The organism is Brachybacterium sp. GCM10030267, from assembly GCF_042666875.1.
Classification (GTDB): Bacteria; Actinomycetota; Actinomycetes; order Actinomycetales; family Dermabacteraceae; genus Brachybacterium.
The window spans coordinates 46,260-63,161 of the sequence record NZ_JBHTCX010000010.1; the positions used below are offsets into that span (position 1 = coordinate 46,260).

General features: G+C 70.7%; 16 protein-coding genes. 2 read left to right on the forward strand and 14 right to left on the reverse strand.

Annotated elements, in window-relative coordinates:
* Positions 1-89: 89 nt before the first annotated feature.
* From ACFQS2_RS08455 to glp, 11 genes are all read right to left on the reverse strand, one after another.
* Positions 90-929, reverse strand: coding sequence for a hypothetical protein (locus ACFQS2_RS08455; RefSeq protein WP_377793356.1), 840 nt, complete (start codon positions 927-929; stop codon positions 90-92).
* Between the two features lie 35 nt (positions 930-964).
* Positions 965-1,942: a pseudouridine synthase gene (locus ACFQS2_RS08460; protein ID WP_377793357.1), complete on the reverse strand. Its 978-nt coding sequence runs from the start codon at positions 1,940-1,942 to the stop codon at positions 965-967.
* Between the two features lie 164 nt (positions 1,943-2,106).
* Positions 2,107-2,808, reverse strand: coding sequence for a hypothetical protein (locus ACFQS2_RS08465; protein ID WP_377793358.1), 702 nt, complete (start codon positions 2,806-2,808; stop codon positions 2,107-2,109).
* A 212-nt stretch (positions 2,809-3,020) separates the two neighbouring features.
* Positions 3,021-4,607, reverse strand: a complete 1,587-nt coding sequence (gene groL / locus ACFQS2_RS08470) for a chaperonin GroEL (RefSeq protein WP_377016287.1) — start codon at positions 4,605-4,607, stop codon at positions 3,021-3,023.
* A gap of 22 nt (positions 4,608-4,629) precedes the next feature.
* Positions 4,630-4,926 carry a co-chaperone GroES gene (gene groES, locus ACFQS2_RS08475; RefSeq protein ID WP_377016285.1) on the reverse strand — a complete coding sequence of 99 codons (297 nt, stop codon included), beginning with the start codon at positions 4,924-4,926 and terminating at the stop codon, positions 4,630-4,632.
* Between the two features lie 264 nt (positions 4,927-5,190).
* Positions 5,191-6,054 (reverse strand): metallophosphoesterase family protein, encoded by an 864-nt coding sequence (locus ACFQS2_RS08480; RefSeq protein WP_377793359.1) that lies wholly within the window; start codon positions 6,052-6,054, stop codon positions 5,191-5,193.
* Positions 6,055-6,259: 205 nt separating this feature from the next.
* Positions 6,260-6,967: a hypothetical protein gene (locus ACFQS2_RS08485; protein ID WP_377793360.1), complete on the reverse strand. Its 708-nt coding sequence runs from the start codon at positions 6,965-6,967 to the stop codon at positions 6,260-6,262.
* Between the two features lie 50 nt (positions 6,968-7,017).
* Positions 7,018-7,581: a molybdenum cofactor biosynthesis protein MoaE gene (locus ACFQS2_RS08490; protein WP_377793361.1), complete on the reverse strand. Its 564-nt coding sequence runs from the start codon at positions 7,579-7,581 to the stop codon at positions 7,018-7,020.
* A complete protein-coding gene (locus ACFQS2_RS08495) occupies positions 7,578-8,126 on the reverse strand; it encodes a molybdenum cofactor biosynthesis protein B (RefSeq protein ID WP_377793363.1) in 549 nt (182 codons plus the stop codon). The genes ACFQS2_RS08490 and ACFQS2_RS08495 overlap by 4 nt, the downstream gene beginning before the upstream one ends.
* Positions 8,123-8,635: a cyclic pyranopterin monophosphate synthase MoaC gene (gene moaC, locus ACFQS2_RS08500; RefSeq protein ID WP_377793364.1), complete on the reverse strand. Its 513-nt coding sequence runs from the start codon at positions 8,633-8,635 to the stop codon at positions 8,123-8,125. The genes ACFQS2_RS08495 and moaC overlap by 4 nt, the downstream gene beginning before the upstream one ends.
* Positions 8,632-9,972 carry a gephyrin-like molybdotransferase Glp gene (glp, locus tag ACFQS2_RS08505; RefSeq protein WP_377793365.1) on the reverse strand — a complete coding sequence of 447 codons (1,341 nt, stop codon included), beginning with the start codon at positions 9,970-9,972 and terminating at the stop codon, positions 8,632-8,634. The genes moaC and glp overlap by 4 nt, the downstream gene beginning before the upstream one ends.
* 203 nt (positions 9,973-10,175) lie before the next feature.
* Here glp and moaA point away from each other — a divergent pair, with 203 nt between their 5' ends.
* Both moaA and ACFQS2_RS08515 read left to right on the forward strand, forming a co-directional pair.
* The gene (gene moaA, locus ACFQS2_RS08510; protein ID WP_377793366.1) at positions 10,176-11,276 is read left to right on the forward strand and encodes a GTP 3',8-cyclase MoaA; all 1,101 of its coding nucleotides are present in this window, start codon (positions 10,176-10,178) and stop codon (positions 11,274-11,276) included.
* Positions 11,277-11,292: 16 nt separating this feature from the next.
* Positions 11,293-11,601 carry a MoaD/ThiS family protein gene (locus ACFQS2_RS08515; protein WP_377793367.1) on the forward strand — a complete coding sequence of 103 codons (309 nt, stop codon included), beginning with the start codon at positions 11,293-11,295 and terminating at the stop codon, positions 11,599-11,601.
* Between the two features lie 77 nt (positions 11,602-11,678).
* On the opposite strand, the gene ACFQS2_RS08520 is transcribed toward ACFQS2_RS08515, so the two are convergent.
* The 3 genes from ACFQS2_RS08520 to ACFQS2_RS08530 form a co-directional block, all read right to left on the reverse strand.
* Positions 11,679-12,815 (reverse strand): ThiF family adenylyltransferase, encoded by a 1,137-nt coding sequence (locus tag ACFQS2_RS08520; protein ID WP_377793368.1) that lies wholly within the window; start codon positions 12,813-12,815, stop codon positions 11,679-11,681.
* 324 nt (positions 12,816-13,139) lie between these two features.
* Positions 13,140-14,861, reverse strand: a complete 1,722-nt coding sequence (locus ACFQS2_RS08525; RefSeq protein WP_377793369.1) for an ABC transporter family substrate-binding protein — start codon at positions 14,859-14,861, stop codon at positions 13,140-13,142.
* Positions 14,862-15,131: 270 nt separating this feature from the next.
* Positions 15,132-16,901 (reverse strand): ABC transporter ATP-binding protein, encoded by a 1,770-nt coding sequence (locus tag ACFQS2_RS08530; RefSeq protein ID WP_377793370.1) that lies wholly within the window; start codon positions 16,899-16,901, stop codon positions 15,132-15,134.
* Position 16,902 lies beyond the last annotated feature (1 nt).

Below are 16,902 nucleotides of genomic sequence, written 5' to 3' on the forward strand. Positions count from 1 at the left end.
GCGGGAAACGGCCGCGGCAGCTGCGCGGATGAGTGTCGCATCACCCCGGAAGAGCCTCGCGCGCCGGACCTCGCCCGGCCCGAGGATCGCTACGGCCGGGGGTCGCCCTCGCGCGGCGGCTCTTTGCCCCCGAGCACGCGGCGGACGCGGTCGAACTCCTCCTGGAACGCGGCCTCGTCATGCGCGTACTCGTCCTTCCACGGCATGCCGAGTCGATCGGCGAGCTCCCGGTGGGCAGCCGCTCTGCGCACGCGACGATTCTCCGCCACGAGCTCGGCGCGGGACGGGGCGGGGCGGAGTCCCGCGGCGGCCTGCAGCGCACGCAGCCCGTCGAAGGAGGCGCTGTCCCAGCCGATCTCGGGGACGATCCACTGGCGCACCGGAGTCTCGCCGTCGGCCGTCTCGCGGTCGCGGACGGCGCCCTGGGTTCGCACCGCGCCCTGGGCTCGTGCCGCACCCTGGGTGCGCACCGGGCCGCTCCCCCGCGTCCCGGCGCCCCTGATTCCGATCACGGCGATGCTGCCCCGCTCGGCCTCGCCGACGGCATGGTCGACGTCCCTCAGGTCGGCTCGATCGATGGTGCGCAGACCGCGGCGCAGAAGGAGGGTGCCCGCGCGCTCGTCCAGATGCACGACCCGGTGGGTCAGCAGCATCGGCACCAGCGCCCACAGCGCGAACAGCGCCCACAGCAGCACGGCGCCGAGCAGCAACTGGACCCACGCAGGTGCCAGGAGATCCGCCAGCGCCGAGTCATGACCATCGGTGAGCTGCGCGCGACGCCACTGCTGCAGCGCGGCCCCGGCGAACGGTGCCAGCAGCACGGAGACCAGCGGCAGCCCGATCAGCGCGCCCGGCACGTAGCGGGCACGCAGGCTGGGGCCGACGAGGACGGCACCGCCGCGGGTGCGCCGGGGGCTGGGGGGTTGCACCGCCCCAGCGTAGGCGGTGGCACGGCGAGTCCAGCTCACCCGGGACCGCCGAGCTCCTGCCGGCTCGTCCAGCTCCGGTCCTCGCCCGTGACCGGGTCGGTGAAGGCCAGCGTGCGGGCGAGCAGCTGCAGCGGCTGCCGGGTCGGCTCCTCGACATGGTGATTCCGCGCCGGAGCGTCCCCGCCGTCGGGGTTCGTGCTGTAGAGGGTGTCGCCGAGGATCGGGGCGCCGCGCGCGGCGAGCTGGGCCCGCAGCTGGTGGGTGCGCCCGGTGCGCGGCCGGAGTCGCAGCAGGAGGACGTCGTCGGGTTCGACGGCGATGACCTCGAGCTCGGTCTCCGCGTTCGGTGCCCCGTCGACCGTCCGGGCGCGCAGCTCTCCCCGCGGCTTCTCCAGCCGGTCGCGGAGGATCGCTCGATGCCCCGGGCGGGCGGCACCCTCACCGGCCGGACCAGCCGGACCAGCCGGACCGGTCAGCTCAGCGATTCGCTCGCCGGGCGGGCCCGAGCGGGAGATGCGCACGCGCGCCAGGTATTCCTTGTCCGCCTCGCCGCGTGCGAACAGCTGCTGGTACGCGGACCGCTCCTCGGGCCGGATCCCGAAGGCAAGGACCCCGGCCGTGGGCCGGTCCAGGCGGTGCAGCGGCGTCAGCGTGGTCAGCCCGGTGAGACGGCGCAGCCGCACGAGCGCGCTGGCGAGGATGTGGGTGCCCCGCGGCATGGTCGCCATACCGTGGGGCTTGTCCAGCACCAGTAAATGTTCGTCGCGATGGAGGATGTCGAGTTCGATCTCGGGCACGTCCTCGGTGCGCAGCTCACGGTGGAACCACAGCTCGTCCCCGGGGCCGACAAGATCCGCGGCGACCCAGGGACGTCCGTCGGCGTCGACGATGTCGCCCCGTGCGAATCGCTCCGCCAGAGGCGTCGCCTCCTCATCGGTCAGTGCCGGGTACCGCTCCCGCAGGGCCTCCAGCGCGGGAGTCTCGACCGCATCCCGCGGTACCTGCCACCGCACGGCGTCCAGTCCGTCCCGCTGAGGCAGGGGCGCCGGCCTGGCACGGGCGCGTCGCCGAGCGGCGCGCCCCGGCTGGTCTGGCCGGTGCAGCAGCTGCCGACCCCGGCCGCCGTCGTCTCGTCCCGTCACGTCGGCCCTCGCACCGTCGGCGGCCGACCCGCCGCTCACAGTCCCCACACGGCGAAGGTCAGCACGTTGTGGAAGACGTAGATGAGCATCAGCAGAACCAGGATCAGGTTGGGGTGACGGTCGCTGAATCGCATGGCCTGCGGCACCTGCCGGCGCAGCTCAGCGGTGGTGATCGCCTCGATGTGGTCGACGTGGACGCCCGCCTCCTGGGCGCGGCGCAGCGTCATCTCCTGGGCTCGGGGGCCGAAGAAGCGGCTGGAGACGGCGAGGATCCGCCGGCCCTCGGGGTCCAGGACGTACACGCCGTCGTAGGCGGTCTCGGAGGCGTCCAGCATCTCGGTGGGCCCGAGTCCGCGCTCGATGTCGCGCACCGCGATCACCTGGCCCACCTCGTCCCACCGGGCCTGCCGGGTGCGGCGACCCAGGCCGCGCAGCTGGAACCCCTCGGCATCGATCTGCAGCCAGGCGGTCAGCACGCGCAGGCAGCCGACGGCCGCCGTGGCCGCGATCAGCACCCACAGCAGCAAGGGCGCGGTGAACACCGGATCGCGCATCATCTGGGGGTCGTTCCACAGCCGCTGGCCGACGAAGCTGATGATCACGAGGAACTCGAGGACCACGACGAACACGAAGCCCGCCACCAGCGTGCCGATCACGACGGCGGCCGGAGGCCCGTAGGTACGGGTCGGGCGGTCGTCGTCCGCCGCCCGCGCGACGTCCTCGGAGCTGCGGGTCATCACTTCTCCTCCGGGGGCGGGTCGTCTGTGGCTTGCTCATCTTAGGCCTGCCGGAGCCGCTTCGGAGCACGTATCGGTGCTGGTCCGGCCTGCTGATCCGGCCCCGCCGGTTCGAGGATGCTGCCCGGGGGACGAGAACGGGCGGGCAGCCCGGGGTGTCCCCGTTCTGCCCGCCCGTCGGCCGAGTGGATGACCGTCAGGTCAGTCCTGGATCACTCGTCCTCGTCGTCCTGCTTCTCGATGACGAGCGTCTCGGTGGTCAGGACCATGCCCGCGATGGACGCCGCGTTGCGCAGCGCCGAGCGGGTGACCTTGACCGGGTCGATGATGCCCGCGGCCACGAGGTCGACGTACTCGCCCGTCGCGGCGTTCAGGCCGTGTCCGACCTGAGCCTCCTTGACCCGCTCGACGACGACGTAGCCCTCGAAGCCGGCGTTCTCGGCGATCCAGCGCAGCGGCTCGACCACCGCGCGGGTGACGGCGCGCGCACCGACAGCCTCGTCGCCGGTCAGGCCGAGGTCGCTCTCGAGAGCCGCAGCGGCCTGGACGATGGCGCTGCCGCCACCGGCCACGATGCCCTGCTCGATGGCCGCACGAGTCGCGGAGACCGCGTCCTCGATGCGCATCTTCTTCTCCTTGAGCTCGACCTCGGTGTGAGCGCCGACCTTGATCACGGACACGCCACCGGCGAGCTTCGCGAGGCGCTCCTGGAGCTTCTCGCGATCCCAGTCGGAGTCGGTGTTCTCGATCTCGGAGCGGATCTGCCCGACACGATCGGCCACGGCCTGCTCGTCACCGGCGCCGCCCACGATGGTGGTGGAGTCCTTGGTGACGACCACGCGACCGGCCTGACCGAGCACCTCGGTGCCGACGGTCTTGAGGTCCAGGCCGAGGTCGGAGGTGACCACCTGGGCACCAGTGAGCACCGCGATGTCCTGCAGCATCGCCTTGCGGCGATCGCCGAACGCGGGAGCCTTGACGGCCGCACCCTTGAAGGTGCCGCGGATCTTGTTGACGACCAGCGTGGACAGTGCCTCGCCGTCGACGTCCTCCGCGATGATGAACAGCGGCTTGCCGCCCTCGACGATCTTCTCCAGCAGCGGCAGCAGATCCGCCACCGCCGAGATCTTGCTCTGGACGAGCAGGACGTGGGCATCCTCGAGGACGGTCTCCTGGCGATCCGCGTCGGTGACGAAGTGCGGGGAGATGTAGCCCTTGTCGAACTGCATGCCCTCGGTGAAGTCCAGCTCCATCGCGGTGGTCGAGGACTCCTCGACCGTGATGACGCCGTCCTTGCCGACCTTGTCGAACGCCTCGGCGAGCAGCTCGCCGATCTCGCGGTCCTGGCTGGAGACCGATGCGACGTTCGCGATCTGCTCCTTGCCCTCGACCTCGATGGCGATGTCGCCGAGCTTCTCGGAGAGCGCCTCGGCGGCCTTCTCGATGCCGCGCTTCAGGGCGGCCGGAGCCGCGCCGGAGGCGACGTTGCGCAGGCCCTCGTGCACGAGCGCCTGGGCCAGGACCGTGGCGGTGGTGGTGCCGTCACCGGCCACGTCGTTGGTCTTGGTCGCGACCTCCTTGGTGAGCTGAGCGCCGAGGTTCTCGTAGGGATCCTCGAGCTCGATCTCACGGGCGATGGTCACGCCGTCATTGGTGATGGTGGGCGCGCCCCACTTCTTGTCCAGGACCACGTTGCGGCCCTTGGGGCCGAGCGTGACCTTGACGGTGTTGGCGAGCTTGTCGACACCGCGCTCGAGGGCGCGACGCGCTTCCTCGTCGTAGATGATCTCTTTTGCCATGAGTTTCCAGGCCTCAGTTCACTCAGTTGTCGATGATGGCGAGGATGTCACGGGCGCCGAGGACCAGGTACTCCTCGTTGCCGTACTTCAGCTCCGTGCCGCCGTACTTCGAGAAGACGACCTTGTCGCCCTCCTTGACGTCCATGGGCACGCGCTCGCCCTTGTCGTTGAAACGACCGGCGCCGACGGCGACGACCTCGCCCTCCTGGGGCTTCTCCTTCGCGGTGTCCGGGATGACCAGACCGGAAGCGGTGGTCTGCTCGGCTTCGAGCGGCTTGACGACGACGCGATCCTCGAGGGGCTTGATGGAGACCGACATGGCGGCTCACTCCTTCATGAAGAGATGACTCTGTGAGTTCGGGGTTCCAGGGACCTCGATCCCGGTCGTCGTCGCGGTGCCGACCGGGGAAGATTCCTGACTGACAGTCTCTGGCACTCTCGGCCTTCGACTGCCAACGACGCCAACTCTAGGACCGAGCTGGCACTCGTGCAAGGCGAGTGCTAAACCGGGGTCGGCCGGGCACGGCGGGTGCCTCGCCGACGGGTTCTCCGGGGCGACACCGGAGGGGCCTCGCGGACGGGCTCACCGGCCGGCGGCCTCCAGGATCGCCGCGACCTGTTCCGGCCCCATGTCGTAGACCGGCACGCTCATGTCGGACAGTGTGTCTCCGGCGTTGGGGAACACAGAGGTGACCACCCGCGGGGCGTCCGTCGGGGCCTCCCCCAGCTCGACGATGCTCATCCCCGACTGTGCCAGCGACTGCTCGTGATCCCCGGCGGTGACCGGGTCGACCACGTTGGTGATGCCCGGGACCACGTGCACGGGGATCCCCGCGATCGCAGCGGTCATCTCGTGGTGGTAGTGGCCCGAGAGCACGATCCGCACGTCGGAGCCCGCCAGCACGCTCGCCAGCTGGTCGAGGCCGTCGAGGTCCAGGCCCCGCAGCAGCGTGGTGGCGGCGACCAGCGGCGGATGGTGGATCCCGAGCACGGTGCCGCCCGGCGCGGGCTCGGCGAGGACGCCGCGCAGCCACTGGAGCTGCTCGTCCTCCAGATGCCCGTACCCCGCGCCGGGGATGCTGGAATCCAGCACCACGATGCGGGCCCCGTTCTCCAGGCGGACGACGCGATCCTGGCTGGTCGCGCCCCGGTCACCCGGGGCGATGGTCTCGCCGTACGCGACGGAGACGTCGTGGTTGCCCATGGCCACGACGAGGGGAGCGCCCAGGGCGGCGGCGAAGGGATCGAGGATCTCGTGCAGCAGTCGGTAGCTGGCCGGGGTGCCGTCCTCGGAGGCGTCTCCGGTGTGGACGACTGCGTCGATGCCGGTCAGCCCCTGGCAGCGGGAGAGCAGTCCGTGCAGGGCGGCGGTGGTGTCGATGCGGTCGTAGTGGCGAGCGGCCGGGTCGCCGTAGAGGTGGGTGTCGCTGAGGTGGAGGATGCGCATGGAGGCACGGTAGCCACCGCGGGTGACGGGCAGGTGAAGAGGGGCGGACGGAGCGGCCGGTCGGGCGGGGCGACCTCAGGTGCGGGCGAATTGGAGCCACCATGTGCACCGATAGCGCTATATAGGGGCCAGCTGTGCACATGCTGGCTCCAATCCTGAGCCGGCCCGGCCCGCCTGCCGGCCCGGTTCGCGCGGCCGGTCGGGATCAGCCGCGGGTTCCGGTGCTGTCGGCGGTGCCAGTCACGTCGGTGAGCCCGGGGTTGCGGCGGATCATGTACAGCCCGATGCGGACCAGGATTCCCAGCACGAACCGGTTGCGGGTCTTGGTCACCGGGCGCAGCGTCGCCGGCGGCACGCGGCGCAGCACGTCCACGATGCGCGGGACCTCGCCGCGGCGGGGCGGGGCCACGGCGGTGCGCCAGGGATGGCGCTCCTGCACCCGGTCGACGTAGCCGCGCAGTGTGGCTCCGTCGGCGCCGCGCCAGGATCCGGATTCGTACAGGTCCTCGAGATCGGTGAGGCCGGCCTGGAGGGCGGCGCGGTCGTATCCGGCGAGCTCGGGGCGGATCTCGTGCTCATCGAGCGCGGCGAGGGTCTCGCGCGCGAGGGGCATGCCGAGCCGGTAGGCGCGGTCGAGGTCGTTCTCGAAACGCGCCCGCACCTCCGGTGGCGTCGCGGCGGAGGTCCCGACGCCCGGCCGCTCGGCGGCGGGCGGCGGCTCCTCCTCGAGCGAGAGATCCGGGTACTGCCGCCCGACGCGCCGGATCTCCTGCCACAGGGCGTCCAGCTCGGGCAGCCGGCTCACCGTCTCCGGGCGGACGCCGAGGGCCAGCAGCACCTCCTGCACAGGCTCGTGCGGGGGACTTTCGTTGTCACGACGCCGGTTGCTCCCGGGCGCGGATGGCTGGGACACGTGGTGGCCTCCTGGCGATGGCGAGTGGTCGTGAACGGCACGGCGACGGGTCAGCCGAGGGCTCCGACCCATTCGGTGCCGCCGTCCTCGAAGATCTGATGCTTCCAGATCGGCACGCGCTGCTTGACGGTGTCGACCAGGTCGTCGCAGGCGACGAAGGCCTGTTTGCGGTGCGGGGCGGAGACCGCGCAGGTCAGTGCCGAGTCGCCGATGCCCAACGGGCCGTGGCGGTGGGCGACGGCGATCATGGCGTCCGGGTAGCGCTCGGCGATCTCCCGGGCGACCTCGGCGATCACCTCGCCGGCGCTCGGATGTGCGGTGTATTCGAGGCGTTGGACTCCGCGACCTCCATCGTGATCGCGCACCACCCCGTCGAAAGTGACGACGGCGCCGCAGCGAGGATCACTGACGGCGTCGGCCATCTGGGCCACGGAGATCGCGCTCTCCCGTATCTCGGCCAGGCGCACTCGCTGGCCGGGCTCGCCCATCGGCGGTCCTCCGGGGACGCGCAGCCGGTGCGGATCTGCGGCGGGCTCCCCCGCGAACGGGGCCGCGCCACGGGTCGGGTCCGGCACCTGGTTCCCGGTCGCGCTGAGGCGATCACCGCCGCTCATGCGTGGTCTCCACCGTCGCGCTGTTCGAGCAGGTGGTCGAGGATCGGATCGAGCACGGCGATCCCGTCACGCACTCCCCCGCGCGACCCGGGCAGGTTCACCACGAAGCTGCGTCCCGCCATGCCGGCGACGCCCCGGCTGAGCAGCGCGGTCGGGGACTTCTCGGCACCGAGGCGGCGGACGGCCTCGAGCACGCCGGGCATCTCGCGCTGCAGCAGCGGGGCGGTCTGCTCGGGGGTGACATCGGTGGGACTGATGCCGGTGCCGCCGGAGGTGACGATGATGTCGATGCCGGCCTCGATCGCTGCGGAGAGGGCGGTGCCGACGTCCGGCCCGTCGGGCACGACGTGCCGCTCGACCTGGTCCAGTCCGCGGTCCTCGAGCCACTGGACGAGCAGGGGTCCGGTGCGATCCTCGTAGGTGCCGTCGGCCGCGCGGGTCGAGGCGATGATGATCCGGGCGGTGCCGCTCAGGGCCGGGGCGTCCTCGGGGTCGGTGCGTGCGGAGCAGTCGGCGTCGCTGCGCTGGGCGGGCATCTGCTTCATGGGGTCTCCTCCTCCGTCGCCCTGTCGCCGTCGCGCTCGCTCTCGCGGCTCCAGTCGCCGCTCTTGCCTCCGGACTTCGCGAGCACGGCGACGTCCTCGATGCGGGCCAGGTGATCGACGGCCTTGATCATGTCGTAGATCGTCAGGGCGGCCACGGTGGCTGCCGTCAGCGCCTCCATCTCCACGCCGGTGACGCCCTTGGTGCGCACGCGCGCGGTGATCTCGACGCGGTCCTCTCGGGGCGCGAGGTCCAGCTCGACGCCGGACAGCGGCAGCGGGTGGCACAGCGGGATCAGGTCGCTGGTGCGTTTGGCGCCCATGATCCCTGCGATGCGGGCGGTGGCCAGGGCCTCCCCCTTGGGCAGGTCCCCGGCGGCGATCCGCTCGACGACGTCGGGCCGGGTGCGCAGCACGGCGCGGGCGCTGGCCTCGCGTGCGGTGATGTTCTTGGCGGTCACGTCGACCATGTGGGCGGAGCCGTCGGCCCGCACGTGCGAGAGGTCGTTCATCTCTCTCCTCCGGGGATCAGCAGGGTCTCGAGGATGTCCCCGTCGCGCACCACCTCGGTGCCGACGGGGATGATCGCGAGGGCGTCGGCCGCGGCGAGCCCGCCGATCAGGTGCGAGGAGGCTCCGGCGACCAGGCGCACGCGCCCCGAGGGCAGCACGCGGGCCCGACGGTACTGCGCGAGCTGCGGCGGGGAGGACTCCTCTCCCTCCAGCTGGACGGGCAGGTGCAGTCGTCGCCGAGGCGGGGCGCCGAGTGCGGGACGGGCGATGAGTTCACAGCTCAGCAGCGCGGAGACGGGGTTGCCGGGGAAGGCGAGCCAGGGCACGCGGCGGTCGGGCAGGTGGAGGGTGCCGATGCCCTGCGGTCCGCCCGGCTGCATCGCGACCGAGGGGAACGCCATGGTGACGCCGTCGCCGGCGGCCGCGTGGCGGACCACCTCGAAGGCTCCGGCGCTGACGCCACCGCTGGTGACGATGAGGTCGGCGTCGTGCTCGGCGACCTGGGCCCGCAGGCGGGTGACCAGTGCTGTCGCGTCATCGGGCACGGCGCCGCGGTGGACCACCTCGGCGCCGGCAGCGGTCAGGGCGGCCGCCAGTCCGGGGCCGTTGGCGTCGTACACGGCCCCGTCCGGGAGACCGGCCCCCTCGCGCTCTGCCCCGTCGGCTGCGACCTCGCTGCCGGTGGACAGCACGATCACCCGCAGCGGCGCCTCGACCTCGACGTCGGAGAGGCCGCAGGCGGCGAGGTGGGCGATCCGGGCCGGCGTGAGCACCTGGCCGCTGCGCAGGATGGTGTCGCCGTGATGGGTGTCCGAGCCCCGGGCCCGCACGAAGCGCCCCGCCGCGGTGGACTGCGGCGTCAGAGTGACCGTACCGGGCGCGGCACCGGTGTCGGCGCCGGTGCCGGCACCGATGGCCGGATGGAAGCTGCCCGCCTCGCTCTCCTCGACGGGAACCACATGGTCGGCTCCCTCCGGGATCGCGGCACCGGTCATGATGGGCCGGGCCGTGCCGGAGGCGAGGCGTCCCGGGCCGTCGCCCGCGGCGATCGTCCCACCCAGCGGCAGCGTCACCGGGACCCCGGCCGCTGAGGGAAGATCCGCACTGGCGACGGCATATCCGTCCATCTGGGAGTTGTCGTGACCGGGGACGTCGACCAGCGCCCGCTGCTGGCCGGCAGCCACCCGCCCCACGGCCTGCCCGTCGAGCGCGACCACCTCTCCCCGGCGCGAGGCGGCGAGCAGGGCGACGGCGTCTGCCACGTGCTCGGCCAGCGGGATGCGCTGGGCACCGGTCATCGTGGTGGCCTCCTTCGCGTACGGACGTCGGGCCGTCATCTCACGTGCCCTCCCGGAGGTCCCAGTATGGCCCCGCACCACCGTGGCGCCTCGGCCGTGATCACTCGCCGGGTGCCCTCATCGCCGCCCCGGATGCCCCCGGTCGGCCCACGAGGCCTATCCTGATCGGACACCCTGCAGACCGGACACTGCGCAGACCGGACACCGTGCAGACCGGGCCACCGCGAAGGGAGGGCTGCGCCATGAGTTCCCGCCGCATCGGACTGGGGATCCCCAAGCCGCGCACGACCGACGACGCCGCGCCCGAGCTGCCCGACACCTCGGACCGCCCGGCGACGCCGGCCCTTGCCGACCGGTTCGGACGCGCCGCCACCGACCTGCGGATGTCGCTGACGGACTTCTGCAACCTCCGCTGCACCTACTGCATGCCCGCCTCCGGGCTCACCTTCCTGAACAAGGACCAGATGCTCTCTCCCGAGGAGGTCGTGCGCCTGGTGCGGATCGGGGTGGAGCGCCTGGGCATCGAGCAGGTGCGCTTCACCGGCGGCGAGCCGCTGACCCGGCCCGACCTCGAGGAGATCATCGCCGGCGTCGCGGCGCTGACCCCTCGTCCCGATATCTCGCTGACCACCAACGCGATCGGGCTCGACCATCGGGCATCGCGACTGCGCGAGGCGGGGCTGGACCGCATCAACGTCTCCCTGGATTCCGTCGTCTCCGAGACCTTCGAGCGGCTCAGCCGGCGCCCCCTCCTCCACCGCGTGCTGGCCGGGATCGACGGCGCGCAGCAGGCCGGCCTGGACCCGATCAAGATCAACGCCGTGCTGCTGCCCGGGGTCAATGACCACGAGCTGCCGGAGCTGCTGGACTGGTGTCTGAGCCGCGATCTGCAGTTGCGGGTGATCGAGCAGATGCCGCTGGATGCGGACCACATCTGGGACCGCACCTCCATGATCACCGCCGCCGACGTCCACGCGATGCTGCGCCCCTCCTACGAGCTCACGCCGGTGGCCGAGGACCGCAACGGCGCTCCGGCCGAGCTGTTCGAGGTCACCGATCGTCTAACCGGGCGCCACCGCGGCCGGGTCGGCATCATCGCCTCGGTCACCGAACCGTTCTGCGCGGACTGCCGACGCACCCGCCTGACCGCCGAGGGCCGGGTGCGCACCTGCCTGTTCTCCCGGGAGGAGACGGACCTGCGCGGCACCCTGCGCTCCGAGGCCGACGACGAAGCGATCGCCGAGATCTGGCGGGCCGCCCAGTGGGGCAAGAAGGCAGGCCACGGCATGGACAGAGCGGACTTCGTCCAGCCCGAACGACCCATGAGCGCCATCGGCGGATGACCCACCAGGAGACGACGTGAGCACGCCCGACCTCTCTGATGCTGGCGCCGGCGCGAGCGGTGCCGGCAACCGCACCGCACTCCCCACCATCACCGTGCGCCTGTTCGCCGGCGCCGCCGCCGAGTACGGGGCCGACACCGCGAGCGCGCACGGCTCGAGCGTGCAGGACGCGATCGATGACCTGCTGAGCACCGCCACCCCGCAGGCGGCACGGGTGATCGGGCGCTCGAGCTTCCTCGTCAACGCCGTGGCCTGCACGGATCGCAGCCGACCGCTCACCGACGGGGATCGCCTCGACGTGCTGCCGCCCTTCGCGGGCGGCTGATCCGCGCGAACGGGCGTCGCGCTGCCGGCGGGGATCGGTCAGGGCGAGGGCCGCTCAGCGGCGCGCGGTCAGCGCCGTCAGGACGAGGCGTCGCTCCCGTGCTGACCCGGGCGATCGGCCTCGCTCCTCTGCACGGACACGAGCTCGATCCCGCTGCCCCGCGCGGCCGCGAAGCCTCCGCGCAGGGAGCGCACCCGGATCCCCCGCTCAGAGAGGACCCGCTGGGTGCTGGCCGACCGGGTCCCCGCCGCGCAGTAGAGCACCGCGCCGTCGAGTCCCTGCGGCGCGAGCTCCGGATCATCCGCCTCCGCCGGATCCAGCAGTCTGCCCATCGGCACGTGCTCGGCGCCGCGGACCATCCCGTCGGCCAGCTCCGAGCTCTCGCGGATGTCGAGCACCCGCGTCCCGGCCGCCAGCAGTGCCGGCAGCTCGTCGGGCTCGACCTCGTCGGTCCCCGGCGCCGTCGGCCCGGGCAGTCCGCAGGTCACGGCGATGTCCTCGATCCGTGTGACGGGCGGGCGCTGCGGATCACGGGCGATCGGCAGCTCGTCCCAGCGGGCGCTCAGCGCGTCGTAGAGCGCGAGGCGGCCGTAGAGCACATCTCCCATACCGGCGATGACCTTGACGGCCTCCATCGCCATGGTCGATCCGATCACCCCGCACAGCATCCCCAGCACGCCGGCCTCGGCGCAGCTGGGCACCTCCCCCGGCCGCGGCGGCACGGGGTGGACGTCGCGGTAGGTGACGCCGCGGCCGCCGGCGCCCCAGAACACGCTGACCTGCCCGGCGAAGGCGAGGATCGAACCCCACACCAGCGGCACGTCGAGCAGCTCGCAGGCGTCGGAGACCAGGTACCGGGTGGGGAAGTTGTCGGTCCCGTCGAGCACCAGGTCGTGGCCGTTCAGCTGCTCCAGCGCGGTGGTGGGCGTGACCGCCTCGACCACGGCCGTGACCGAGAGGTCGGGGTTCTGCGCCCGCAGGTGCTCACCCGCCGCCACGGCCTTGGAGCGGCCGACGTCCGCGGCGGTGAACAGCACTTGCCGGTGCAGATTGGTGGCGTCGACAACGTCCGGATCGAACACCGTGAGGGAGCCGACGCCCGCGGCGGCGAGATAGGAGAGCACAGGGGCACCGAGGCCGCCGGCACCGATGACCGCGACCCGGGAGGCGGCCAGCCTGCGCTGCCCGAGCTCGCCCAGCTGGGGCAGGCGCATCTGACGGGTGTAGCGCTCGCCTGGTGCGTCCGCGCCCGGCGGGCTCAGTCGCTGCGCTGGCAGAGCGCGCTCCGCGATGTCCGGTCGGCCCGCAGACCCCCGGGGTTCCGGCGGACCGCCGACGTGGGACTCGTGACGCTCGGTGACCATGGACGCAGTCTCTCTCAGAACGCTCTCGGGTGGGTCACCAAGCCCGCGTCGCCGGCTCACCAAGCCCACGTCGGCCTCCCGGAGCGCGGCGCCTGCGCAGACGGGAGAGCCCCGGTCCGTGGGGACCGGGGCTCTCCCAGGCGATGGTGCGGTTGCGCCGGCGCGGGGACGTGGTCAGGAACTGAGCTTGTCCGATCCCGCGACGTAGCCGATCTTGGTCCAGTCGGGGTTCTCGAAGCCGAACGCGCCGAAGTTCGCGAGATCGTCGTGCTGGACGAAGAAGTCGTAGGACTGCCACAGCGGGATGGTGCCTGCGAGCTCCCACAGGTTCGCATCGATCTGGTTGATCAGGTCCAGGCGCTTGGCCGGGTCCGTCTCGACCGAGGCCTGGTCGACGAGGTCGTCCGTCTCGGCGTTCCCGACCTTCCCGAAGTTCTGCTCCCCATCCGACTTCCAGATCGCGTCTCCGGAGGACAGGAAGGGGTTGCCGACCCACCCGAACAACGTCAGGTCGAACTCGCCCGGGATGACGTACTTGGCGAACAGGTCCGTCGGCGGAACCTTCTGCACCTTCATCGTGATGCCGATCGCGGCGAGCTGCTCCTGCACGACCGGGACGACCGCCTCATTGGTCTTCGAGCCGTCGTTGTAGACGTAGGTGATCTCGATCGGCTCGCCGTCCTTGGTGGCGAGATCGTTCTCGAAGGCGTACCCGGCATCCTCCAGGAGCTTCTTGGCGGCATCGGGATCGTAGGTCCCGAAGTCGCCGGCGTTGTCCTGGTACCCCTCCTGATTCGTCATCAGCAGGTGGTTGTTCAGAGGCTCGGTGTTCTCCGGGTACGGCATCGTCGCGTTGACGGCGAGGAACACCTCTTCGCGATCGATCGCCCGGTGGATCGCCTGGCGGACGGCCTGGTCAGCAAGGGGACGACCCTCCGCACCGTTCAGCGTGATGTGGGTCCAGTCGGGCCCCGCCGCCATCCGCAGCGTGGCACCGCTGCCGATCATCGGCTCGACGACGGAGTACGTCGCCGGCACCGTCGTCTCGATGACGTCGAGCTGACCGTTCTGGAAGCTGGTGGCGGTCGCGGCCGGATCCTCGATGGTGGTGAACAGGACCTGCTCGAGCAGTGCCTTGTCGGTCCACCAGTTCTCATCCGGCTCGAGCAGCACAGTTTTGTTCGCGGCGTCGATCTTCCCGACCTTGTACGGCCCGGCCGTCACCTTGGGCTCTTCGAGCCACCCAGTGTTGAAAGCGTCCGCGGATTCTGCCAGCGAGTCCGGCATGAGCGCGACAAGGCCGATCCAGTCCGCGTACTTCTCCTTGAACGTGATCACGGCGGTGAGGTCGTTCTCACCCTGCTCGATCTTCTCGACCTTGTCGTACCCCTCGGAGGATGCGATGCCGTACTCAGGCTTCGAGCCGTCCATGATCGTGAAGACGTTCTCGAGCGAGGTGTAGTTGATCGGAGTGCCGTCCGACCACGTCATTCCCTCGTTCAGCTCGACCTCGACGACCTGCGGATCCTCGGATGTCAGCTCGATCCGCTTGGCGTAGTGAGGATTCGCCGTCACTTCTCCGGCGGCGTCGGAGTGCCATACCTCGAGCGGGAAGATGGCGCGCAGCATGTCGCTGGTGTTCGCCTCGTTGCCATCGGTGTGGAACGGATTCCAGTTCGCCGGGAAGGCGTTGTTCGCCAGGCGCAGCACGCCTCCCTCGCCGAGTTCGTCCCGCTTCATCGCGTTGATGTCGTTCTGGTCGGCAGCGATCTGGTCCCCACCGCCGTCGGACGCTCCGTCGCCACTGTTCCCGGGATCCTGGCTGCATGCCGCCAGGGCTGTCATCGAGACGGTCAGAGCCGTCGCCCCCAGCATGGAACGCCGCGTCAAACGCATGTGCTTCTCCTTCACTCGCGGATCCGCTCGTCGGGCCCGCTCCACGTATGTGACCTGCACGCGATATGGGATTGCGACCTCCTTGGTCACTTCCCCGCCTGCGGTGGGTTCACCCTATGTCCGATGCGATCTACGACACGGCCGATCGTTGACGCTGTTACTCATTCGCAACACACGGTATCCGGGCATGCTCCACACGCATTTCTGCGCAGGCAGGAAAAGGGGACGGCACCCTCTGGTGCCGTCTGCTCCGGTTTCCTTCTGTGCTGGTCAGGGGGCCGTACCGACCCCCGAGGAGACTCCTTTGTCGCCACCGAAGATGGAATGATCTATCACGTCCCGACGCCGAGCGCGCGCGATCTCCGGGTCCGGAATCGGAACCGCCGCGAGAAGTTCTCGACTGTACTCGTGCTGGGGATCGGTAAAGACGTCCTCGGTGTCCCCGAGTTCAACGATCTTCCCTTTCTGCATGACCGCGACGCGATCGGAGATGTGCCGTACGACGGAGAGATCGTGGGAGACGAACAAGAAGCTCACCCCGAGGCGCGCCTTGAGGTCGGCGAGCATGGCGAGCACGCCGGCCTGCACCGTGACATCGAGGGCGGACGTGGGCTCATCGAGCACGATCAGTTTCGGATCGCAGGCCAGGGCTCGTGCCACGCCGACCCGCTGGCGCTGGCCCCCGGAGAACTCCGTGGGGAATCGCGCCGCGTGCTCGGGAAGCAGGCCGACCATCTTCAGCAGCCAGTCCACCCGCTCGTCCATGCGCTGTTTGCTGTATCCCTGGACCCGCATCGGCTCCTTGAGGATGTCGCTGATCGGCATGCGCGGGTCCAGTGCTGCCATCGGGTCCTGAAAGACGATCGTGACCTCGGAACGCAGCGCGGCGCGCTCCTTGCGGGTCAGGGCGCCGGTCTCCTTGCCCCCGATGCGTATGACGCCCTGCTGCGGAGTTCTCAGTTGCATGATCTCCATGAGGGTGGTCGTCTTGCCGCACCCTGACTCACCCACCAGGGCGAGGCACTCGCCCTCACGGATATCGAAGGAGATGCCGTCGACGGCGCGCTGTTCGCCCACCTTCCGGCGGACCAGTGCCCCCTCGGTGATCGGGTAGATCCGCTGCAGCTCCTCGACCTCGAGCACGGCCGGTCGCGCCTCGCGCGGCCCGCGGTCCTCGGAGCTCGCGGCGCGCTCGGCGACCTGGCGCAGCGCTGACCCCGCGACGCTCTTGGTGCCTTCGGACTCGGCCAGATCGGCCCGGGGCACCGCCGCGAGCAGGCTGCGCGTGTACTCCTCCTGCGGCCGGTAGAAGATGTCGTCGACCGGGCCGGTCTCGACCATCTTCGATTCCTTCATGACCAGGACCCGATCGGCGAATCCAGCGACCACGCCCATGTCATGGGTGATCAGCACGGTCGCGGCGCCGAGGAGCTCCTGGGCAGACTTGAGCAGGTCCAGCACCTGTGCCTGGATGGTGACGTCCAGAGCCGTGGTCGGTTCATCGGCGATGATCAGTTCGGGCTCGTTGGCGATCGCCATGGCGATCATCGCCCGCTGTCTCATCCCTCCGGAGAACTCGTGCGGGTACTGCTGTGCGCGCCGTTCCGGCTCCGGAATGCCCACGGCGTGGAGAAGCTCGACCGCACGTCGATCCGCCTGCGCCTTCGAGCGTTCGGGGTGATGGATGCGTACGACCTCGGCGATCTGGCGTCCGACCTGATACACCGGGGTCAGGGCCGACAGCGGGTCCTGGAACACCATGGAGATCGTGTTGCCCCGCAGCGCGGAGAGCTCACGATCGTCCATGGTGAATACCTTGCGGCCCAGCAGGTCGATCTCACCGCTCACGCTCGCCGCGCGCGGCAGCAGGCCCATCACCGCCAGCGAGCTCACGGACTTGCCGGAACCGGACTCGCCGACGATGGCGAGCGCCTCGCCCGGACGGACCTCATAGCTGAGCTCCTGGACGGCGCGCACCGTCCCGTACTCGGAGGGGAAGGAGACGCTGAGGTCTTGCACGGACAGGATGGGTTCGGTCATT